Genomic DNA, 21,347 nt, shown 5'->3' on the forward strand with positions numbered 1-21,347 from the left:
TCATGCACGGTCAGTCACACAACCACGCCGACGTGACCATGTGGTGACACCACGGCGACACGGACGGGACGGCTCGGGCAAAGAACGCCGCCGAACCACACCAGCCCGCCGGTCACGGCGGGGACACCCCAACAGAAGGAAACGTGAGAGTCGTGGCAACGAGCGCCCCCCTGGGGAGCCAGGACACCGGGATCGTGCATGTTGTCGGCGCGCGCCCCAACTTCGTCAAGGCCGCGCCCGTCGTCTCCGCCCTGCGCGGGCGCGGCGCCCACCAGTCGGTCGTACACACCGGGCAGCACTACGACGACCGTATGTCCGCCGTGTTCTTCCGCGACCTGAACCTGCCCACCCCCGACGTCGACCTCGGTGTGGGCTCGGGCTCGCACGCCGCCCAGACCGCCGCCCTCATGGTCGGTCTGGAGGAGGAGTTCACCGCACGCCAGCCCGGCATGGTGGTCGTCTACGGCGACGTCAACTCCACCGTCGCCGCCGCCCTGGTGGCCGCCAAACTGCGGATCCCCGTCGCCCACGTGGAGGCGGGCCTGCGCTCCTTCGACGACACCATGCCCGAGGAGATCAACCGCCGGGTCACCGACCAGCTCAGCGACCTGTGCTTCGCCACCAGCCCGGAGGCCGTGGGCCACCTGGCCGCCGAGGGCGTCGCCTCCGACCGGATCCACCTGGTCGGCAACCCCATGATCGACACCCTGCTGGGCAACCTCGACCGTTTCGACGCCGAGGCCCTGCGGGCACGCCTCGAACTGCCCGAGCGCTACGTCGCCGCCACCCTGCACCGTCCCGCGAACGTGGACGACCCCGACAACGTCGCCCGCCTCACCACGCGCCTGCACGAGATCGCCGAGCTCACCGACGTGGTCATGCCCGTGCACCCGCGGGGCAAGGCCGCCTTCGACCGGGCCGGGCTCGGCGACCACCCGCGTGTGCACCTCCTCGACCCCCTCGGCTACCTCGACTTCGTCGCGCTCGTCCGCGGCGCCGCCGCCGTGGTAACCGACTCCGGCGGTGTGCAGGAGGAGACCACCATCCTCGGGGTCCCCTGCCTGACCCTGCGCCCCAACACCGAACGCCCCGTCACCATCAGCCACGGCACCAACCAGCTCGTCACGGAGGCTGATCTCATCCAGGCCGTCACCAAGGTCATGCACGGGCAGACCCCCGAGCGGATCGGTGGCCACACCCCGCCCCTGTGGGACGGGCGCGCCGGGGAGCGCATCGCCTCCGTCCTCACCCAGTGGTCCAGGTGAACCCGATGCCAGACGAGAACCACGGCCCCGTCCCCGAACCCAGGCACACCCGGGAGGGAATCCGGGACCGTGCCGCCTCCGCCCCGGCCCCGACGGACGGCCGGGGTACCACCCCGATCCCTCCACAGCGGTCCAGGTAACCCACCATGGCAAACGTCCATCAGCCCTCTCCGCCAAGACGCCCATCCGGACCCGCGACACGCCTCGCCAAGGGCATCCGTACCCGACCGGGCACGCGCCGGGTACACCGCCTCACGACGACGGGCCCATCGCGCCCGACCGACGCAGTGGTTCCGCCGATCCGACCAGAACACAAGGTGGCAGACCGTGAAACGGCGTGAACAGAGCCAGACCGAACAGCTCCGTCAGGCGCTGGCCGAGCGCGAGGCCCAGCTACAGGAGGCGCGCACACGGCTGGCGGCCGTAGAGGGCTCCACCTCGCTCCAGGTGGGGCGCGCGCTCACGGCCGCCGCGAAGAAGCCCAGCCGGTCCCTGGTCAAACTCCCGCGTGACCTCTACCGACTCTGGCGGCGCAGCGGAACCACCCGACACACCGAGCGCCGCCGAGGCGTCGAGCCGGTCCGCTCCTTCGACGCCGACCGCCAGGAGGCCCGCCTCCTCACGGGCGTGCCGGGCGGCAGCGAGGACATGCTCGTGGCCGCCACCGTCGTCGGACCCGCCATCGCCGAGGCGATCGACCCGTACATGCACCCCGTCTCCCTGCGCCCGCACGACGCCCAGATCGTCATGGACGGCGTTGACGTGGACCTGCTCCTGGTCTCCGCCTCCGCCGCCGCCCCCGGTTCGCCGTGGGCGCATGTGGGCGACCCCGCGGTGGCGGACCGCACCCGTGCCCTGCACTGGGTACTGGAGTCCGCCGCCGCCCGGGGCATCCCCACCGTCCTGATCGACGACGCCCCCTCCCCTCCCGCTCTGCGTGAGCTGGGCTTCGACAGGGTCCACCGAGGGGACGCCGGAGTCCCGCTGCACCTGTTCAACCCGGTGGCCGCCCACCTGACACCCGGCCCCAAGGCGGTGTTCGTGCGCGGCCACCGCGACGAGCCCGTCCCGGAGGTACTCACCGAACTGGACACGGGCGTGGTGGACGCCGACTCCTCCGAGCTGGCCGACGCCCTGCGCGCCGCCAACGTCGCGGTCGTCCCCGGGTTCCCGGCCGAGGACACCCGCCTGCGCCGCCGCGCCTGGGCGTGCGGTACCCGTGTGGTCGCCCACGCGGCGGTACCGGACCCGGCCGGCCCCGCTTCGGAGGGGCTGGCGGTCACGGTGCCGCGCCTGCGCGCCGAGGAGCCCACGCCGGCCGAGCAGCGGGGCATGCTCCGGCAGGTCTTCCTGCGGGAGGCCACACCGGTCCGCCTCGCCGAGATCCTGGACGGCCTGGACTTCCCGCCGGGGACCCCGGGCGCGGAACTGCCGCTGCGCGGCCGCTCCATGGCCGTCCTCGCCGACCCGGCGGGGGACACCGACGCCGACCTGCTCGCGGACGACCTGCTGAGCGCCGCCCTGAAGCCCACGGAGGTGGTCGTACCCAGTACGGCCTCGCGCCTGCCCGGCATCCAGCGGCTGCGCACCGAGGGCATCACCGTGCGCACCGCGCGTTTCAGCACCCCGGACACCCCCGAGGAGCTGACCCGGGGCGCGCCCGGCGCCCAGATCGGCGGACTGGGCCCGGAACGGTGGGCGGTCCTGGCCGAGCGTGCCACCGCGCCCTGGTCGCACCTGTGGACCGCGCCCGTGGGCCGCAAGCGGTTCGCCGACCTGGTGTGCGCCGTCGAGTGCTCGGACGCCGACGCGGTCGGCACCGTGGGCCCCGACTCCGACGACGGGGGCGGCGACCCGGGCGGCCAGCCGTCGGGAGATGGGGCACGCGGGTTCTTCGACCGCCCGAGCGCCGGCGGGCAGCAGTACGTTTTCGTCAGCGCGGTCGTTCCGGAGCTGGCCCGCACCGGACTGCTGCGGCGCGGATGGGACCCGGCGGAGTGGAACCGCCGCGGTACCCGGCTCCTGGCCCTGGGCCCCGACCACGGCACGGGCACCGACTCCGACGCCGAGGACACCGTGTACAACGCCACGGACGCCCAGACCGGTGCGTTCGGTTGACCACCGACCGCGCCGACGGCCCCGCACGGGCAACGAGAAAGCATCCGAAGGGAAGAACGTGAGTACACCGCCTCCGCGCGCACTCCTGTACGGGGACGTGGACCTCAACATCATCGACGGTTCCGCGGTCTGGGCGCAGTCGATGGCACAGGCCCTGGCCGCCGCCGGATGCGAGGTCACCCTGCTACTGAAGGCGCCCGTGCGCACCGACCGGCTCACCGAGCCCCTCACCAGGGCGCCCGGGATCCGGTTGCTGCGTCCCTACGAGGACAAGGCGCTGCCCGATCTGGGACCGCGGGGGCTCACCCCGGAGCAGGCCGTCACCCTGATGGCCAAGCAGCACGAGCGCAGGGCCTTCGACCTGGTGGTCGTACGCGGCCGCCGCCTGGCCGGGCTGGCCGCGCAGGAGGAGGCGCTGGCGGGACGCCTGTGGACCTACCTGACCGACTTCCCGCACAGCGTGGGGGAGCTGTCGGCGACCGCCACCGTCGAGCTCACCGAGATCGCGCTGGCCTCCCGGTTCCTGCTCTGCCAGACCGAGGAGCTGCGTGCCTTCCTGGAGTCGTCGGTGCCCGCCGCCTGCGGCCGCGCGGTCCTGTTCCCGCCCGTGGTGGTCGTCCCCGAGGACGTGCGTGCCGACGGAGAGGCGCACGCCCGGGCACGCCTCGCCTACACGGGCAAGTTCGCGCCACGGTGGAACACCCTGGAGATGACCGAGCTGCCCGCGGAGCTGTCGCGGCGCGGGGTGGACGCCGAACTGGTGATGATCGGCGACAAGATCCACGCCGAGCCCACCGACTGGGCCAAACGCATGCGCAGGGCCCTGGAGGAGACCCCGGGCGTGGACTGGCGCGGCGGGACGTCGCGTGCCGACGCACTTCACCAGGCCGCCGAGTGCGGCTTCGGGCTCTCCTGGCGCGATCCGTCCATGGACGCCAGCCTGGAACTGTCCACCAAGGTGCTGGAACTGGGCGCGCTCGGCCTGCCGGTGGTGCTCAACCGCACCCCCATGCACGAGACGATGCTGGGCGCCGACTACCCGCTGTTCGCCGGGGCCGACGTCGCCTCGGTCGCCGACGTGGTGGCCCGCGCCCACAGTGACCGCGCGGTCTACGCGGACGCCGCCGCGCGCTGCCGCGACGCCGCGGCCGACCACACCCTGGAGCGGGCCGCCGAGCGGCTGCGCGGCTACCTCACCGAGGCCCTGCCGCCGGCACCCGCGGGAGCCGACCCGGTCCGGCCGCTCAAGGTGGTCGTGGCGGGGCACGACATGAAGTTCTTCACCCGCCTGGCCGAGTACCTGGACTCGCTGCCCGGGCTCGACGTGCGCATGGACGAGTGGGAGGGGCTGAACACCCACGACCAGTACCGGTCCCGCGAGCTCGCGGGCTGGGCGGACGTGGTGATCTGCGAGTGGTGCGGACCCAACGCCCTGTTCTACGCCAAGTGGAAGCGGCCCGACCAGCGACTGATCGTGCGGCTGCACCGCTTCGAGCTGTACGCGGAATGGCCGCGCAAGCTCGACATCGACAAGGTGGACGCCGTGGTGTGCGTGAGTCCCCACTACGCCGCCCTGACCCGGGAGCTGACCGGGTGGCCCGACGACAAGGTGGTCGTGGTGCCCAACTGGGTGGACGACGAGCAGCTGGACCGGCCCAAACTCTCCGGCGTGGAGTACTCGCTGGGCATGGTCGGGATCGCTCCGTCGCGCAAGCGCTTGGACCGGGGCCTGGAAGTACTGTCCGAGCTGCGGCGCATGGACCCGCGGTACACGCTGTCGGTGAAGACCAAGCAGCCGTGGGAGTACTGGTGGATCTGGAACCGGCCGGAGGAGCGCGCCTACTTCGAGCGCGTGTACCGGCGGATCCAGCGCGACGAGCGCCTCGCCTCAGGGGTGGTGTTCGACCCGTTCGGCCCGGACGTGGCCACCTGGCTGCGACGGGTGGGGTTCATGCTCTCCACCAGCGACGACGAGTCGTTCCACCTGGCCCCGGCCGAGTGCGCCGCCTCGGGCGGGGTGCCCGCGCTGCTGCCGTGGCCGGGCGCGGACACCATCTACGACCCCCACTGGGTCCACGACGACGCGGTGGCGATGGCCGAGTCCATCCACGCGACCGTGAGCGAGGGCCGGTTCGCGGCCGAGGCGGAACGGGCCCGCGGAGAGGTCACCAAGGCCTACGGCCTGGGCCGGGTGCGCTCGCTGTGGAGCGACCTGGTGGTGCGGGGCAAGGCGCCCGACCAGACGGAGCAGTCCACCGTCAGGGCGGGTACCTGAGGCGGGGCCAGAGCCCGGACCAGATCCCCGCCCCGGGGGACCGCCGCCCTTCCGAACACGCGAACGAGCGAAGCGGGGCTCCGGGGGCACGGCTCAGACCGGACCGGTCATCTTCGACAGGCCGCCGGCCCCGGCGGGCAGGAACAGCGCGAAGGTGGTCGGCTTGGTCTGCACCAGCTCGATCCGGGCCCCCTCGGACTCGGCGATGTGCCGGGCCAGGGCCAGCCCCAGTCCGGTACCGCCGCTGCCGCTGACCTCGCGTTCGAAGATCCGGCCCGCCAAGTGCTCGGGCACTCCCTCGCCCTCGTCACTCACCTCGATGCGCACCGACTGGCCGGTGTCGATGCGGTGGATGGTCACCGTGCCCGCACCGTGCTTGTAGGCGTTCTCCACCAGGGTCGCGATGATCTGTGTCAGGTCGGTGGGGACGGTCATGGCGGTCAGCCCCGAGACCCCGGTGACCAGAAGCCTGCGCTGCTCGGTATGGAAGACCGGCTGCCACTCGGCCTGGAGGCGGTTGAGGAGGGGATCGATCTCCACCGCCTCCACCTCGGGGTTCTGGCTCTTGCGGGCCCGCCCCAGCAGGCTCTCCACGGTTTCCACCAGGCGCTCGGTCTGGGCCAGGGCCGCCTCGCCCTCCTCGCGGACCGCCTCGGGGTTGTCGGCCTCGACGATGATCTCCTCCAGGCGCATCGTCAGCGCGGTCAGCGGGGTGCGCAGCTGGTGTGAGGCGTCGGTGGCGAAGTGGCGTTCGGTGGCGATCAGCCCGGCGATGCGCTCGGCGCTGCGGTCCAGGACCTCCGCCACCCGGTCGGCCTCGGGGATCCCGTACCGGTGGCCCCACGGCGTGGTCACCCCCGATCCCAGCCGTTCGGCGGTGACGGCCAGGTCGATCAGGGGCAGTGTGAGCCTGCGGGCCTGGAACATCGACAGTCCCACGGCGACGCCGATGGCCAGCAGGGAGAGAGACGCGATCCCCATCCAGGCGCGGACCACGCTCTGCTGCACGCCGTCGGCGCTCATCCACACCTCGACGAGTGTGCCCCGGCCAGTGGTCGCCGTGGCCTTCAGCATGCTCGGGGAGTCGGGGGCCTCGGGGTCGAGGGCGGGGTCGCCCGCGGTCACCGCGGTGGACGCGTTCGCGGGGGTGATCCTGATGAACCGGTTCGGATGGTCCCGGTTGAACTCTCCGAGGCGGATCCTGTTGTGGGCCTCCAGCATGGTGTCGCTCTCGGCGCCGATCAACTCCGCCTCGCCCTGGAGCTGACGGGCGCTCTCGTCGTGCACCAGCTTGTACGTGAGAGCCCCCAGAGGCAGCCCGAGCAGCATGACGGCGATGACGGTCACCACAAGGGTGGAGAAAACCATCCGCCTGCGCATGTCACCTCATGTCCGTCCGTCCGACCCGGAGCCGGCCGACCGGCGCGGGGCGCCTCGGACCCAGGTCGTGTCAGTCTCGCTCGAACCGGAAGCCCACACCCCGGACGGTCGTGATGTACGACGGCTGGTTGGCGTCGTCGCCCAGCTTGCGGCGTAGCCAGGAGATGTGCATGTCCAGGGTCTTGGTGGACCCCCACCAGTTGGTGTCCCACACCTCACGCATGATCTGCTCGCGGGTGACGACCTTGCCCGCGTCGCGGACGAGCACGCGCAGCAGGTCGAACTCCTTGGTGGTGAGCTGCAACTCACGTTCGCCCAACCAGGCGCGGCGGGAGTCGTTGTCGATCCGCACACCGTGCACCACGGGCACCTCGGCTCCGCCCCTGCGCAGCAGGGCACGGACACGGGCCAGCAGTTCGGCCAGCCGGAAGGGCTTGGTGACGTAGTCGTCGGCGCCCGCGTCGAGGCCGACGACGGTGTCGACCTCGTCGGCGCGCGCGGTCAGGATGAGGATCGGCGTTCCGTGGCCCTCGGTGCGGAGCCGACGTGCCACCTCGAGCCCGTCCATTTCGGGCAGCCCGAGATCCAGGACCATGAGGTCGAGGTCTCCCGTACGGGCACGGTCGAGTGTCTCAATGCCGTTGACGGTCACGTCCACCGTGTAACCCTCGCGTCGGAGTGCGCGCGCGAGAGGCTCAGAGATCGAGACATCGTCTTCGGCCAGCAAAACGCAGGTCATGGTGCCGATCGTAGGTCCGGGGTCGTGCATTTCCCTATTATGCGCGCCGGATGTCCCAAGGTTGGCTGAAAATACGCTAATCACATATCGGGCAAATCATCCAATTGGCCACCTTTGGTATTTTCTTTATACTTACATGGTGAAACCAGGAAGCTTGCGTTATGTGTGCGCCGGATGCCGGGTCGGTTGAACCTGTGCCTTCCCCAGGATGGGCGCTGCGCTTGAGGAAGTGGGATGATTCGTAACAAAACGTATAGCAAAGCGGCATGAAGCGGGCGTTGAAGTGTGTTTGGGTGCCCGGCGTCCACTGATCTGGCCTCCGTCGACGCGCGCCCGCCTGGCCCGGCATCCAAGACAGCGAGGAGACTGTACGTGAACCCCCATGACATGCCAGGGCACGGCGGCGGATCCGGTTCGCCGTTCCATGATCCTCAGAGACCCCAGGCACCGCAAGGACCCCAGGCGCCGTACGGGCCGCCCCCTCCTCCGTGGCCGCCCCAAGGGCCTCAAGTGCCCTTCGGCCAGCAGCCGCGACCGCCCCGGCAGGGCCGCTACGGTACCGGCCTGGTGGCCGTGCTCGCCGTGATCGCGGTGCTCGCCGGAGCCTCCTTCCTCGGCGGCGGGATCGCTCTCGGCGGGATGATGGCCGACCGCGTCGCGGCGGGCGGGGAGCCCGAGCCGTCGGAGGGGCCCAGCGGGGAGCCGTCGGAGCCGGCGTCGCCGACGGAGTCGCCGACCGGCCCTCCTGCCCCCGCAGAGGAGCCCTTCGCGCCGACCGAGGAGCCCACGGAGGAGCCCGCGGAGGAGCCGACGGAGGACCCGGCCCCCGAACCGGAGGACCTCATGTCCTCCGAGGAGCTGGTCGCCGAGTTGCGGAGCGACTTTGACATCGACTCCCGCCAGGACATCACCGGTGAGGTCTGCGCCACGGGCGGGGAGGACAACCTCTTCCAGTGCACCTCCTCGATGGAGACCAACCTGGTGCGGGTGGCCGCCTTCGAGAACGCCGGAATCGCCATGCTCGCGGCGATGGCCATGCTGGAGAGCGATGACAACGCGGCGGAGGACATCCAGGACGCCTGCCACTTCGTGCTGGTGTGGTTCGGTCACAACGGCCTGGACCAGGGCGAACGCGACGACATGACGGGGGCCGCGCGGGAGATCGCGGGCTGCCTCTGACCGGAGGCCGGCTCCCGTTTCGGCTGCCGCACACGGAAGCGGGCCCGTCCGGAGTGTCCTGACGCCCCGGACGGGCCCGTCTCGCTTAGGTCGTGTTCGGCGGACGCCCTAGGAGTCCAGCTCCGCGGCACCCGCGTCGGCCGCCCTCTTGCGCCTGCGGCCCAGGTAGAGCGCGGTACCGCCCGCTCCGGTGGCCACAGCGGCGGCGGCGATCAGCCCGAACAACGCGCTGCCGGTCCTCGGCAGGGAGCCGTCGGCGTCTCCGCCGGGCTCGTCCCCCCGGCCGGGCGGGTCGGTACCCGGAGGATCGGTGCCGGGCGGGTCCGTGCCAGGGGGATCGGTGCCAGGGGGGTCGGTGCCGGGCGGGTCCGTGCCCGGAGGAGGCGTGCCGCCGTCGTCGCCGTCCGGCACGGTGGCCCGGTCGCCTACGACGATGCGGCCGGAACCGCCCTCGGGGTAGGCGTCCTCGGTGACCTGCTCTTCCAGGGTTCCGGTGAGCAGGTCCTCCAGGGCGACCTGGTAGGTCGCGCCCACCACGGTGAAGTCCGCGCCGCGGAACGGGTACATGTCACCGCCCCGGGCGGAGAAGTCGTTGGTCACGATCGTGATCGGGTCGCCGTCCACGACCTCGCCGTCCTCGACGATTACCGTGCCGTCGTGCAGGACCGCGTTGCGGACCCGTTCACCGGGGGTGGTCACCTGGCCGTCCTCGTCGACCACCTGCATGGCGCGCTCCGGGTCGTAGGCGAAGTTGACCCCCGCGACCTGCATGAACGCACCGCTGGCCGCGGGGGCCGCGGCCACGCCCTGCTCCAGCAACTCCTTGACCTGTGGGCGCGGGATGTTCGGAACCACCGCCACCTGGTTGGCGAAGGGGGCGATCGAATAGGTGTCCAGCACGGTCAGGGGGCCGGCGGGGATCACCGAGTCGTTGCGGATGCCGCCGCCGTTCTGGATACCGATCTGCGGTGCGGGTACCCCGTACTCGTCGGCGTTGCGAACACCGGTGTCCAGCAGCGCGTCCGCCACCAGGTCGCCCAGGTTGGTCTCCTCGGTGCGCACTCCGGGGTCCCGGACGCCGTTCAGGTCGACCTCGCTCCGGGCCACCTCGGTCTCGGCCAGTCCGGCCACGTACTCGGTGACCGGCCTGGTCACCTGCGCCTCGACCCCGGGGTGCGGGTCGACCGCGTCGTCCCCGGTACCGGAGACCCGGACCGGGCCGGAGCGGTCGGAGATCGACACCAGGTCACCGCCGTCGAAGTTCACGACCAGGCGGCCCACGTACTTGTAGTTCGACCCGGCGGTGACGATGGGCACCTCGGTGCCGTCGGGACCGGTGGCGACCAGCGGATAGGCCAGCGGCTCGCCGGTCTCCGGATGCGCGGTGACCTCGTCCCCGGGCACCAGGGCGTCGTCCGGTCCGGCCATCACCTCGTGGCCGCCTCCCGCGACGACGGCGTCGACGCCGGTCAGCTCCTGGGCGACCCGCTCCTCGTAGGCGATGTTCTGTAGGTGCGAGAGCAGGATGACCTTGTCCACGCCCTCCTCCGCCAGCCGGTCGACCTCGGCCTGGACCGGGGCGACGACGTCGTCCACCGCCACGTCGCGCGGGCTGGTGATGGTCTCCAGCGGCGGGTACAGCGCGCCGACGACGCCGACCCGGTGGCCGGAGGCCTCGACCACGCTGCTGGGCGCGATCCGGCCCTCCTCCTCCAACGCGGCCAGGCGGGGCTCGGCGGACGTGTCCACGTTGGCGGCGACCACCGTGGTGTCCCCGTCCAGCTGTTCGAGGAAGTCCGCGTACACGTCCGGACCGAAGTCGAACTCGTGGTTGCCCATGGAGATCGCGTCGTAGCCGGCGTGGTTGGCGGCGATGGCGTCGTAGAAGGGCGCGCCCTCGTCACGGGAGGCGGAGAACTCCGGGCCGGGCAGGTACATGTCGCCGGAGTTGACGGTGACGACGCCGCGCTCGTCGGCCTCGTCGTCCCCGGCGCCGGCGCCGCTGCTCTCAGCGTCGCGCAGCTGGTCGAGCAGCGTGGTGAAGCGGTCGGCGCCGCCGAAGCCCTCCTCTCCGGAGGCGGACAGCAGCTGGGACTCGGGGTCGTTGGCGTGCAGGACCGTCAGGGTGAAGTCGGCGTCGCCCCCGGGGTTGGCGGGGACGGACGCGCTCGCCGTGGGTGCGAACGGGGCGGCCAGGGCGCCCGTCAGCACCAGTGCGGCCGAGGCGCGCACGAGTCTGGACATCTTTCCGGGCCTCCTTTGGGGGATGGACGTCATCAGGGGGCTGGGAGTTCTGCCGGGGGCGGGTGGGGACCAGAATGGTTCACCTTAGAGGCGGGCGGGTGAGGGTTCACGTGTCGCAGGGTTACGATTTGCAGAATCTGCGGTACCAATACCGGTTTTTGGCACGTCCGTATAGCGCTGAGTGACGCAGGCGGCCTCACGGTCGCGCTGGGTGACGTGCCCGCACGGCTCGCCGTGCCCCGCTGAACGGATGGCTTTCCCGGCTGGTCCGCGCCTTCCGCGCCACGGCCCTCTACCATGGGCGGGACAAGTCGGCTCGATATCCCTCGGAGGACGTCCGTGTTTTCCTCTGGCCAGGACCCGTATGACCCCGACGGGACACAGGGTGGAGGCGGTGTACCGCCGCGGGGGATGCCCGACTTCGGGGCCCATTTCGATGCGCTCCGCCCCGACGCGCCCCTGCCCAGGAAGGTGGCGCTCGTCCGCGTTCTGATGTTCGTGGGCGGCGCCTGCGGGCTCGCGCTCTCCGCCCTCTTCCTCATGGGGCTGAGCGTGCCGTCCGAGGCCATGGCCGAGGTCCTACAGGAGCAGAGCGACCTCGCCGCTGAGGAGGGCGTCGAGCTCACCCACAGCGTCGAGGCGGTGCGCGCCATGATGATCGCCATGGCGGCGGTCACCGGTGTGTACGGACTGCTGTCCACGCTCCTGGCCGGCAGGATCCGCCGCCGTACGGTGGGTGTGTTCTGGGGCGTCGTGGCCTTCCAGACCGCTGCGGGCGCGCTCCTGCTGTGGAACCTGTCCACCGGGGACTACCTCGCGGCCGTTCCCCTGGGCTTCGCCGCCACGATGGTGGTACAGATGTTCTCCCGCGAGGCCCGCGCCCACTACGGGCTGCTCTGACCGGCGGACGCCCTCAGCCCCGTCCGGGGCCGCCGAACAGCCCCCCTCCCTCGCGCGGGGGCCGCGGCGGGCGCACCGCCGCCTCCGTCCACCGGCGCTCCAGAAGCCGCCGCACGGCCGCCGCCCCGGACTCGGCGGCCTCCTCCGGCGGGAGCACCCCGCCCGCGGGGCTGTCCAAGGACAGGGCGGTGCGCAGCAGCTCCCCGGCGTCGGGCCGGTCATCGGGCTCCTTGGCCATCGCCGCCAGCACCAACCGCTCCAGGCCGGACGGCAGGTGCTCCAGGTCCGGCTCCTCGAACATCACGCGCCGGGCCATCTCCTTGATCCCGGCCCGCCCGAACGGGTCGTGCGCGGCGGCGGCGAAAGCCACCGTCGCCCCCCACAGGAACACGTCGGCCTTCTGAGTCGTGGGCTCGCGCCGGTACTGCTCGGGGCTGATCCACCCCGGTGTGCCCAGCTTGTCGACCTGCCCGGCGACCCGCTCGTCGGGCAGCGAGTCCGGTGACGGCAGCCTGAGGTCCCGGTAGGCGCGCCGCATCCTGCGCAGCCGGATCCACTTGGTCGGGTCGGGGTCCTCCACCGGGTGCGCGATACCGAAGTCCAACAGCTTGGGACCTCGGTCGGAGAGCACCACGTTGCTGGGCTTGAGGTCGCGGTGGACCACCCCGGCGGCGTGGATGGCCCGCAAGGCCTCCGCGGTGCCCACGGCCAGGCCCAGCAGCATCCCCCGGCGCAGGCGGCCGTGCCGCTCCACGTGGTGGCGCAGGGTGGGCCCCGGCACGTACTCGGTGATCATCCACGGCGGGTCCGCCTCCACGTCGGCGCGCACGAACCGCGCCACCGAAGGGCTGTTCACCCGGGACAGCAGGCGGGCCTCGTGCGCGAACCGCTCCCGGAAGCGCTGGTCGGCGGCCTGCTCGGCGTGGACGACCTTGACCGCCAGGTAGCCGTGCACGCCAGGGGAGTCGGCGGCGTAGACCGTGCCCATGCCGCCGGAGCCGATGCGCCCCCGGATCCGGTGCCCGCCGACCTCGCGCGGGTCGTCCGGTTCCAGGGGGGCGAGTCTGCGCACGCCGCGCGCCTTCATGGGGCTCCCGCTTCGTTGGGGGACACAAGGGGGCTCTACGCCGGATCATATCCGGCTCCGGCCCCGGAGACGGAGCGCATGCGCGATTCCCCTCCCGGCCGAGGCCGTCCACAGGCGGGTGCGGGGGCCTCCCGAACGTCGGCGGTCTCTGGCACTGTCGAAGGTGACAGGAAGGGGAGTCCGCCATGACCCCGGGAGAGTTCGTCGACGCAGCCCTGTGGTTTCCCGAGGCCGGGGAGAGCGAACCCTTCGGCCCGGGCGCCCTGGTCTTCAAGATGGCCGGACAGAAGATGTTCGCCCTGATCACCGGGGACGGGCCGGCCACGGTTAACCTCAAATGCGACCCCGAGCTGGCCCTGGAGCTGCGGGACCGGTTTCCGGCCGTCACGCCCGGCTACCACATGAGCAAGAAGCACTGGAACTCCGTGCTCCTGGACGGCTCGGTGCCCGATGACGAGATCCTGGAGATGCTCAGGCACTCCTACGTCCTGGCGGCCCGGAGCCTGCGCCGGGCCGACCGCGACCGCGTGCTCGCCGCCCTGGGCGAGGACGTGCCGCGGATCGGCGGAGCGGTCGCGGACGCCCCGAAGGCGGAGGGCCCGAAGACGGTGTGACCCCGGAAAGGACGACCACGTGTCCGACAAGATCGCCCGACCAGCCGTCGTCCAGGGCGTCCTGGAACGGATCACCTACGCCAACGAGGAGACCGGGTACACCGTCGCCCGCGTCGACACCGGCCACGGCAATGAGCTGCTCACCGTGGTCGGCGCCCTCATGGGCGTCCAGCCCGGCGAGGCGCTGCGTATGCGCGGCCGCTGGGGTTCCCACCCCCAGTACGGCCGCCAGTTCCACGTGGACGACTACACGACCGTCCTGCCCGCCACGGTCCAGGGCATCCGCCGTTACCTCGGTTCCGGACTGATCAAGGGCATCGGTCCGAAGATGGCCGAGCGGATCGTCGGCCACTTCGGCACCGAGGCCCTGGACGTCATCGAGGAGCACCCCGAACGGCTCATCGAGGTCCCCGGCCTGGGTCCCAAGCGCACCAGGCTCATCGCGGACGCCTGGGAGGAGCAGAAGGCCATCAAGGAAGTGATGGTCTTCCTCCAGGGGGTCGAGGTCACCACGTCCCTGGCCGTGCGCATCTACAAGAAGTACGGCGACGCCTCCGTCAACGTCGTGCAGAAGGAGCCCTACCGACTGGCCACCGACGTGTGGGGGATCGGCTTCAAGACCGCCGACACCATCGCCCAGGCCGTCGGTATCCCGCACGACAGCCCGCAGCGGGTGATGGCGGGGATCCAGTTCACCCTCTCGGAGTCCACCGGTGACGGGCACTGCTACCTGCCCGAGGAGAGACTCATCTCCGCCGCCGTGAAGATCCTCCAGGTCGAGACCGGCCTGGTGATCGAGTGCGTCGCCGAGCTCGTGGCCACCGAGGGCGTGGTCCGCGAAACCGTCCCCGGACCCGCGGGCGAGCCCGTGCGCGCGGTCTACCTGCTGCCCATGCACCGCGCCGAGATCGGCCTCACCTCCGGAGTGCGTTCCCTGCTCTCCCACCCGGCGGACCGCATGCCCGCGTTCGCGGGGGTGGACTGGGACGTGGCCCTGGAGTGGCTGCGCGCCCGGACCCGCGCCGAACTCGCCGAGGCCCAGCGCGAGGCCGTGCGCCTGGCGCTCTCCGAGAAGGTGTGCGTGCTCACCGGCGGGCCGGGTTGCGGCAAGTCCTTCACCGTCGCCTCCATCGTCACCCTGGCCGCGGTCAAGCACGCCAAGGTCATCCTGGCCGCGCCCACCGGGCGCGCCGCCAAGCGCCTCACCGAGTTGACCGGGATCGAGGCGTCCACGGTGCACCGGCTCCTCGAACTCCGTCCGGGAGGCGAGGCCACCTACGACCGCGACAATCCGCTCGACTGCGACCTGCTGGTGGTGGACGAGGCCTCCATGCTGGACGTGCTCCTGGCCAACAAGCTGGTAAAGGCGGTCCCGCCCGGGGCGCACCTGCTGTTCGTCGGCGACGTGGACCAGCTGCCCTCCGTCGGCGCCGGTCAGGTGTTGCGCGACCTGCTCGGCGAGGACTCGCCCGTTCCGAACGTGCGCCTGACCCACGTCTTCCGCCAGGCCCAGCACTCCGGCGTGGTCACCAACGCCCACAGGATCAACAGCGGTGAGCCGCCGCACTTCCAGGGCATGGCCGACTTCTTCCTCTTTCCCTGCGAGGAGACCGAGGACGCCGCCGAGATGACCGTGGACGTGGTCGCCCGCCGTATCCCGCGCCGGTTCGGTCTCGACCCGCGCCGGGACGTGCAGGTCCTCACCCCCATGAAGGGCGGCCCGGCGGGGGCGGCCAACCTCAACACGAAGCTCCAAGCCGCCGTGACCCCCTCGGGCGAGCACATCCCCGAACGCCGCTTCGGCGGCCGCGTCTTCCGCGTCGGCGACAAGGTGACCCAGATCCGCAACAACTACGAGAAGGGGGAGAACGGGGTCTTCAACGGAACCCTCGGTGTGGTCACGGGTATCGACTCCGTGGCCCAGGAGATCCTGGTGAGCACCGACGAGGACGAGGAGATCGCCTACGACTTCGCCGAACTGGACGAGCTCGCCCACGCCTACGCCATCACCGTGCACCGCTCCCAGGGCAGCGAGTACCCCGCCGTGGTCGTCCCCGTCACCACCAGCGCCTGGATGATGCTCCAGCGCAACCTGCTGTACACCGCCGTCACCAGGGCCAAGAAGCTGGTCGTCCTCATCGGTTCCCGGCGCGCCCTGGCCCAGGCGGTCCGCAACGCCTCCTCCGGGCGCAGGTACACGGCACTGGCGCACCGGCTGCGGTCCGCGCAGTGGACGCCGCGGGGGGCCACCGAGCCGGACACGGTCCCCGGAACGTCGTAGGGCGTCGCTACGCTGGCACCGTGGAACAGCAGACTCTGATCGTGGTGGGCGCCGTCGTCATCCGCGACGGCCGCGTCCTGGCCGCACAGCGCGCGGAACCCGAGGCACTGCGCGGCTGGTGGGAGTTCCCCGGCGGCAAGGTCGGCCCGGGGGAGACCTCGGCCCAGGCCGTGGTCCGCGAGTGCAGTGAGGAACTCGGCGCCCTCATCCGGCCCCTGCGCCGGCTCGGTGCGGACGCGCCCTTCCCCGCGCCCGGCGGGGGCCACACGCGTCCCGCCGTGCTGCGGTTGTGGCACACGGAGCTGGTCTCCGGGGAGCCCGAGCCCCTGGAGCACCTCTCCCTGCGTTGGCTCACCGCCGCCGACCTGCGCGTTCTCAACTGGCTGCCCGCCGACGTGCCCTTCCTCGACCTCGTCGAGCCCCTGCTCGCGCCGGGCGCCGTCACACGGCCCTGAGACGGGTTGGCCTGCACGTTTCCCCAAGGGGCCGCTTTGACCCCATAAACTGGTAACGGGCCGTGGCACTCTGCGGTCTCTTCCAAGCATCAGGAGATCGAGACTTTCCCATGTCCAGCGCTACGCCCGTCGAGGGCTCCGCACGCCGCAGCGACATCCGCAACGTCGCGATCGTGGCCCACGTGGACCACGGCAAGACGACCCTCGTTGACGCCATGCTCTGGCAGTCCGGAGTGTTCCGCGAGAACCAGGACGTCGACGACCGGGTGATGGATTCCAACGACCTGGAGCGCGAGAAGGGCATCACCATTCTCGCCAAGAACACGGCTGTCCACTACACCACGCCTGAGGGCGATGACGTGGTCATCAACATCATCGACACCCCCGGCCACGCCGACTTCGGCGGCGAGGTCGAGCGGGGCCTGTCGATGGTCGACGGTGTCGTGCTGCTCGTGGACGCCAGTGAGGGCCCGCTCCCGCAGACCCGTTTCGTGCTTCGTAAAGCCCTCCAGGCCAAGCTCCCCGTCATTTTGGTCATCAACAAGGTCGACCGGCCCGACAGCCGCATCGCCGAGGTCGTGGACGACGCCTACGAGCTGTTCATGGACCTGGACGCCGACGAGTCGCAGATCGAGTTCCCGATCGTCTACGCCTGCGCCCGCGACGGCAAGGCCTCCCTGGAGCGCCCGGACAACGGCGCCGTGCCCGACAGCGACAACCTCGTGCCGATGTTCAGCACCATCCTGGACACCATTCCGACTCCCGAGTACACCCCCGGGGCACCCCTCCAGGCCCACGTCACCAACCTGGACGCCTCCCCGTTCCTGGGCCGCCTGGCGCTGTGCCGCATCAAGCAGGGCGAGCTGCACAAGGGCCAGCAGGTCGCGTGGATCCGCACCGACGGCAGCGTCCAGCAGGTCAAGCTCACCGAGCTGCTCAAGACCGAGGGCCTGGCGCGCAAGTCCGCCGAGAAGGCCGGCCCCGGCGACATCGTCGCCATCGCCGGTATCGAGGACATCATGATCGGTGAGACCCTCGCCGATCTGGAGAACCCGATCCCGCTGCCGCTGATCCGGGTGGACGAGCCGGCGATCTCCATGACCATCGGTACCAACACCTCTCCGCTGGTCGGCAAGGTCAAGGGCGCCAAGGTCACCGCGCGCCTGGTCAAGGACCGCCTGGAGAAGGAGCTCGTGGGCAACGTCTCCCTGCGTGTCCTGCCCACCGAGCGTCCCGACACCTGGGAGGTACAGGGCCGCGGCGAGCTGGCGCTGGCCATCCTGGTCGAGCAGATGCGCCGTGAGGGATACGAGCTGACCGTCGGCAAGCCGCAGGTGGTCACCAGGGTCGTCGACGGCAAGGTGCACGAGCCCGTCGAGCGCCTCACCGTGGACTCCCCCGAGGAGTACATGGGCGCCATCACACAGCTGCTCAGCGTCCGTAAGGGCCGCATGGAGAACATGGTCAACCACGGCACCGGCTGGGTGCGCATGGACTGGCTGGTGCCCTCCCGCGGCCTCATCGGCTTCCGTACCGAGTTCCTCACCGAGACCCGCGGCACCGGTATCGCCCACCACGTCTTCGAGAAGTTCGAGCCGTGGTTCGGCGATCTGCGCACCCGCCCCAGCGGTGCCCTGGTGGCCGACCGCGCCGGCTCCGCCGTCGCGTTCGCGATGTTCAACCTCCAGGAGCGCGGCACGCTCTTCGTGGAGCCGGGCACCGAGGTCTACGAGGGCATGATCGTGGGCGAGAACTCGCGTGCCGACGACATGGACGTCAACATCACCAAGGAGAAGAAGCTCACCAACATGCGCTCGTCCACCGGTGACGAGCTGGTGCGCCTGGTGCCGCCGCGCAGGCTCTCCCTGGAGCAGGCCCTGGAGTTCTGCCGTGAGGACGAGTGCGTGGAGGTCACCCCCGAGCACGTGCGCATCCGCAAGGTCGTCCTGGACCAGAAGGAGCGCGGCCGGATGACGGCCAACAAGAAGCGCCAGCAGCAGTAGCACCGCCGAGTCCGAGCGTGGGCGGGCCGCTTGTGCGGTCCGCCCACGACGCGTTTTCGGGCCGGACGCCTCGGGTAGACCCGTAATCAGCATGAAGTCCGAGCCCACGTGTCCCCGCTGCGGGCGCGCGGTCCAGCCTCCGGGGCTGTGGACCAGCGCCTGGCAGTGTGACGCTCACGGATCGGTGGCGCCCCTACAGCCGGTGCGCGCCCCCGGGACCGCGACCCTGGAGGTACTCCTACCCCAGGCCCACGTTCCGGTCTGGATACCCTGGCCGCTGCCCACCAACTGGGTGGTCACCGGCTTCGCCGAGTGCGGTGACGAGCGCAGCGGCGCCGTCGCCACCGCCGTGGCCCTGTCCGGCCCCGATCCGCTCGGTGGCGTCGGCGAGATCGCCATCGTCGCCGAGGACCCGGGTGTGGGCCTCGGCGCGCGCCTCGCCGGGCTGGAGGGCCCTGATCCCGGTGACGGCTTCGACGCCTCCGCGGCCGACGCCAAGGTGCGCTTCGACGGCCACGAGGTCGCGCTGTGGAACCTGGACGTGGGGCGCGACCGGGCCGTGTACACCGGCGAGGCGCTCGCCCACTGGCTGTGGCTGGTCTTCGCGGCCGCTGACACCGGCATGCTCATGTGCGAGATCAACGCGCTGCGCGACCTGCGCGACATCGGGGGCGGCGGTGTAGCGCTGGAACCGCCCTTCGGCGCGCCCAGCCCCTTCCTCGCCCGGAGTCTGGCGCCCCGGGACGAAACGGACTGATCCCGGCCGTGCGGCCCCACCCGCGCGGGGCGTGGCAACCGGGGCTTACGTACAATCACCCGGTGACACGTATCGACCTGCACTCACACAGCTCGGTCTCTGATGGGACCGACACTCCCGCCGAAGTCGTCGAGTACGCGGTCGCCGCGGGTCTCGACGTACTCGCCCTCACCGACCACGACACGGTCGGCGGGATCGAGGAGGCCGCCAAACACCTGCCCCCGGGGTTCACCCTCGTTCCCGGGATGGAGCTCTCCTGCGCCTACGCCGGATCCAGCGTGCATCTGGTGTCCTACCTGTTCGACCCCGACAACGCGGGGCTGGCCGAGGAACTGCGCCGTGTCCGCTCCGACCGGGCCACCCGCGCGGAGGAGATGGTCCGCAAGCTCCGCGAGCAGGGGGTGGGCCTCACCTGGGAACGGGTGCTGGAGATCGCCGGTGCGGGCCGCGACGAGTACGCCGACGCCAACACGATCGGCCGCCCCCACCTGGCCCGTGCGATCGTGGAGGCGGGTGCGGCCAAGGACGTGCAGGACGCCTTCGACCGGTGGATCGGCTCGGGCGGCCCGGCCTACGCCTCGCGGTACGCGATCGACCCGGTCCGCGCGGTGGAGCTGGTACGTGCGGCGGGCGGGGTGTGCTCGCTGGCCCACCCGGCGCGGGCGGAGGGCTCCCTCAACGGCGCGGTCCCCCTCGAACTGGTGGAGCGCATGGCCGTCGCGGGCCTGGGCGGGATCGAGGCCGACCATCCCTCGCACAACCGGGCACAGGCCAGGTACTGGCGTGGGGCGGCCGGGGACCTGGGAGTGGTGGTCACCGGTTCCAGCGACGACCACGGAAGCCTGTCCGGGCGTCGGCTGGGGTGCAGGACCACCGCCCCGGAGGCGTTCGACCAGCTCGTGGGGCCCGCGACGGGGATGGCCCTTCTTCGGGGGTGAACCGCGTGTCGGTCCCCGGAGTCCGGTACGGTACCGATCACTGTGCGGGAGCGCGACAATGGTCGCAGCGTGATCCCACTCATACCCGGACGAAAGCGAAAGGTCTGACGCCGTGTTCTGGAAGCGGAAGCCGAAGAAGCAGGACGGCCAGGAGGCCACCGACTCCGCTGCGGAGGCCGCGGCGGACCAGGAGGAGGCCGCGGAGGAGGACTCCGCCGGAGCCGACACGGCTGACGCGGGGGCCGGGGACACCAGCGCCTCCGAGGGCACCGACAAGGCGGCCGGGACCGAGGACACGGACGCCGGGGCGGACGACTCCGAGAAGGAGAAGGACTCCGCCGGGGCGGATGACTCCGAGGACGGGAAGGACTCCGCCAAGGAGGACAAGCCCGCCGACACCTTCGCCGACGAGGGTGAGGAGATCGGGGTGACCGGTCCCGACGTTGACAAGATCACCCGTGTGCGCACCGCCGGCGCCTTCGAGTTCGACGGCGAGAAAAGCGACATCGTCAGCAACACCTGGATCGTCGAAGCCGACGACGAGGGCGTCGTCGTCATCGACCCCGCCCACGATGCCGAGGCCATCATGGAGGCCGTCGGTGAGCGCGAGGTCTACCTCGTGGCCTGCACCAACGCCTATGGCCCCCACATCGAGTCGGCCATCACGGTCGCCGAGGAGGCTGAGGCCCCCATCGCCCTGCACCCGCGCGAGATGCGCACCTGGCGCCGCCACCACGGTGCCGAGCACCGCCCCGAGATCGAGGTGGAGGGCCAGGGAACCCTCGACATCGGCGACCTGCACATCGATGTCCTGGCCCTGCCCGGTACCTCCACCGGCACCGTCGGCTACTACATCAGCCAGCTCGGGGTCGTCTTCAGCGGCGACACCCTGCGCAAGGGTGAGCCCGGCATGGTCGGCAACACCTACATCGACTACACGACGCAGCTCGCCTCCATCGGCGAGGCGCTGCTGTCCCTGCCGCCGGACACCCGCATCCTGCCCGACCGCGGCCCCGCCACCACCTCGGGCGCCGAGAGCAAGAACTTCGACTCCTGGGTCTAGTGTGCTGGCCGCGGTGCGAGAACCCCGGTGATCCGGCTCCTGGCGGCAC

16 protein-coding genes are annotated in these 21,347 nt (G+C 71.3%); 12 read left to right on the plus strand and 4 right to left on the minus strand.

Annotated features, from left to right (window positions below):
* Window positions 1–152: 152 nt before the first annotated feature.
* From wecB to AC0T5L_RS00870, 3 genes are all read left to right on the plus strand, one after another.
* The gene (wecB, locus tag AC0T5L_RS00860) at window positions 153–1,265 is read left to right on the plus strand and encodes a non-hydrolyzing UDP-N-acetylglucosamine 2-epimerase (protein WP_476163362.1); all 1,113 of its coding nucleotides are present in this window, start codon (window positions 153–155) and stop codon (window positions 1,263–1,265) included.
* A 327-nt stretch (window positions 1,266–1,592) separates the two neighbouring features.
* On the plus strand, window positions 1,593–3,383 hold the full coding sequence (locus tag AC0T5L_RS00865) for a hypothetical protein (RefSeq protein WP_476163363.1): 1,791 nt from the start codon (window positions 1,593–1,595) through the stop codon (window positions 3,381–3,383).
* A gap of 58 nt (window positions 3,384–3,441) precedes the next feature.
* Window positions 3,442–5,658, plus strand: coding sequence for a glycosyltransferase (locus AC0T5L_RS00870; RefSeq protein ID WP_476163364.1), 2,217 nt, complete (start codon window positions 3,442–3,444; stop codon window positions 5,656–5,658).
* Window positions 5,659–5,751: 93 nt separating this feature from the next.
* Here AC0T5L_RS00870 and AC0T5L_RS00875 read toward each other — a convergent pair whose 3' ends face one another.
* Both AC0T5L_RS00875 and AC0T5L_RS00880 read right to left on the minus strand, forming a co-directional pair.
* Window positions 5,752–7,038, minus strand: coding sequence for a sensor histidine kinase (locus tag AC0T5L_RS00875; RefSeq protein ID WP_476163365.1), 1,287 nt, complete (start codon window positions 7,036–7,038; stop codon window positions 5,752–5,754).
* A gap of 70 nt (window positions 7,039–7,108) precedes the next feature.
* The gene (locus AC0T5L_RS00880) at window positions 7,109–7,777 is read right to left on the minus strand and encodes a response regulator transcription factor (protein WP_476163366.1); all 669 of its coding nucleotides are present in this window, start codon (window positions 7,775–7,777) and stop codon (window positions 7,109–7,111) included.
* 510 nt (window positions 7,778–8,287) lie between these two features.
* Here AC0T5L_RS00880 and AC0T5L_RS00885 point away from each other — a divergent pair.
* Complete coding sequence (locus AC0T5L_RS00885) at window positions 8,288–8,956, plus strand: hypothetical protein (RefSeq protein ID WP_476163367.1); 669 nt, start codon at window positions 8,288–8,290, stop codon at window positions 8,954–8,956.
* 108 nt (window positions 8,957–9,064) lie between these two features.
* Here the strand turns inward: AC0T5L_RS00885 and AC0T5L_RS00890 are convergent, their stop codons facing one another.
* Entirely contained in the window at window positions 9,065–11,200 is a 2,136-nt protein-coding gene (locus AC0T5L_RS00890) for a bifunctional metallophosphatase/5'-nucleotidase (protein WP_476163368.1), read from the minus strand.
* A gap of 339 nt (window positions 11,201–11,539) precedes the next feature.
* Here AC0T5L_RS00890 and AC0T5L_RS00895 point away from each other — a divergent pair, with 339 nt between their 5' ends.
* A complete protein-coding gene (locus AC0T5L_RS00895; protein ID WP_476163369.1) occupies window positions 11,540–12,100 on the plus strand; it encodes a hypothetical protein in 561 nt (186 codons plus the stop codon).
* A 13-nt stretch (window positions 12,101–12,113) separates the two neighbouring features.
* Here the strand turns inward: AC0T5L_RS00895 and AC0T5L_RS00900 are convergent, their stop codons facing one another.
* Window positions 12,114–13,187, minus strand: a complete 1,074-nt coding sequence (locus AC0T5L_RS00900) for a serine/threonine-protein kinase (protein ID WP_476163370.1) — start codon at window positions 13,185–13,187, stop codon at window positions 12,114–12,116.
* Between the two features lie 185 nt (window positions 13,188–13,372).
* Here AC0T5L_RS00900 and AC0T5L_RS00905 point away from each other — a divergent pair, with 185 nt between their 5' ends.
* From AC0T5L_RS00905 to AC0T5L_RS00935, 7 genes are all read left to right on the plus strand, one after another.
* Entirely contained in the window at window positions 13,373–13,801 is a 429-nt protein-coding gene (locus tag AC0T5L_RS00905) for an MmcQ/YjbR family DNA-binding protein (RefSeq protein WP_476163371.1), read from the plus strand.
* Window positions 13,802–13,820: 19 nt separating this feature from the next.
* A complete protein-coding gene (gene recD2, locus AC0T5L_RS00910; RefSeq protein ID WP_476163372.1) occupies window positions 13,821–16,082 on the plus strand; it encodes an SF1B family DNA helicase RecD2 in 2,262 nt (753 codons plus the stop codon).
* A gap of 20 nt (window positions 16,083–16,102) precedes the next feature.
* The gene (locus AC0T5L_RS00915) at window positions 16,103–16,537 is read left to right on the plus strand and encodes a (deoxy)nucleoside triphosphate pyrophosphohydrolase (RefSeq protein WP_476163373.1); all 435 of its coding nucleotides are present in this window, start codon (window positions 16,103–16,105) and stop codon (window positions 16,535–16,537) included.
* A 110-nt stretch (window positions 16,538–16,647) separates the two neighbouring features.
* Window positions 16,648–18,540, plus strand: a complete 1,893-nt coding sequence (typA, locus tag AC0T5L_RS00920; protein WP_476163374.1) for a translational GTPase TypA — start codon at window positions 16,648–16,650, stop codon at window positions 18,538–18,540.
* A gap of 91 nt (window positions 18,541–18,631) precedes the next feature.
* The gene (locus AC0T5L_RS00925; protein ID WP_476163375.1) at window positions 18,632–19,297 is read left to right on the plus strand and encodes a DUF6758 family protein; all 666 of its coding nucleotides are present in this window, start codon (window positions 18,632–18,634) and stop codon (window positions 19,295–19,297) included.
* A 62-nt stretch (window positions 19,298–19,359) separates the two neighbouring features.
* Window positions 19,360–20,235 carry a PHP domain-containing protein gene (locus tag AC0T5L_RS00930; protein ID WP_476163376.1) on the plus strand — a complete coding sequence of 292 codons (876 nt, stop codon included), beginning with the start codon at window positions 19,360–19,362 and terminating at the stop codon, window positions 20,233–20,235.
* A gap of 112 nt (window positions 20,236–20,347) precedes the next feature.
* The gene (locus AC0T5L_RS00935; RefSeq protein ID WP_476163377.1) at window positions 20,348–21,298 is read left to right on the plus strand and encodes an MBL fold metallo-hydrolase; all 951 of its coding nucleotides are present in this window, start codon (window positions 20,348–20,350) and stop codon (window positions 21,296–21,298) included.
* Window positions 21,299–21,347 lie beyond the last annotated feature (49 nt).

Source organism: Nocardiopsis sp. TRM 82005 (assembly GCF_056312425.1).

What these genes read in the sequence shown, in the direction of transcription:
- AC0T5L_RS00890 (WP_476163368.1), bottom strand. Translation starts at nt 11,200, where the DNA reads ATGTCCAGACTCGTGCGCGCCTCGGCCGCACTGGTGCTGACGGGCGCC.
- AC0T5L_RS00875 (WP_476163365.1), bottom strand. Translation starts at nt 7,038, where the DNA reads ATGCGCAGGCGGATGGTTTTCTCCACCCTTGTGGTGACCGTCATCGCC.
- AC0T5L_RS00925 (WP_476163375.1), top strand. Translation starts at nt 18,632, where the DNA reads ATGAAGTCCGAGCCCACGTGTCCCCGCTGCGGGCGCGCGGTCCAGCCT.
- AC0T5L_RS00900 (WP_476163370.1), bottom strand. Translation starts at nt 13,187, where the DNA reads ATGAAGGCGCGCGGCGTGCGCAGACTCGCCCCCCTGGAACCGGACGAC.
- AC0T5L_RS00880 (WP_476163366.1), bottom strand. Translation starts at nt 7,777, where the DNA reads ATGACCTGCGTTTTGCTGGCCGAAGACGATGTCTCGATCTCTGAGCCT.
- typA (WP_476163374.1), top strand. Translation starts at nt 16,648, where the DNA reads ATGTCCAGCGCTACGCCCGTCGAGGGCTCCGCACGCCGCAGCGACATC.
- AC0T5L_RS00905 (WP_476163371.1), top strand. Translation starts at nt 13,373, where the DNA reads ATGACCCCGGGAGAGTTCGTCGACGCAGCCCTGTGGTTTCCCGAGGCC.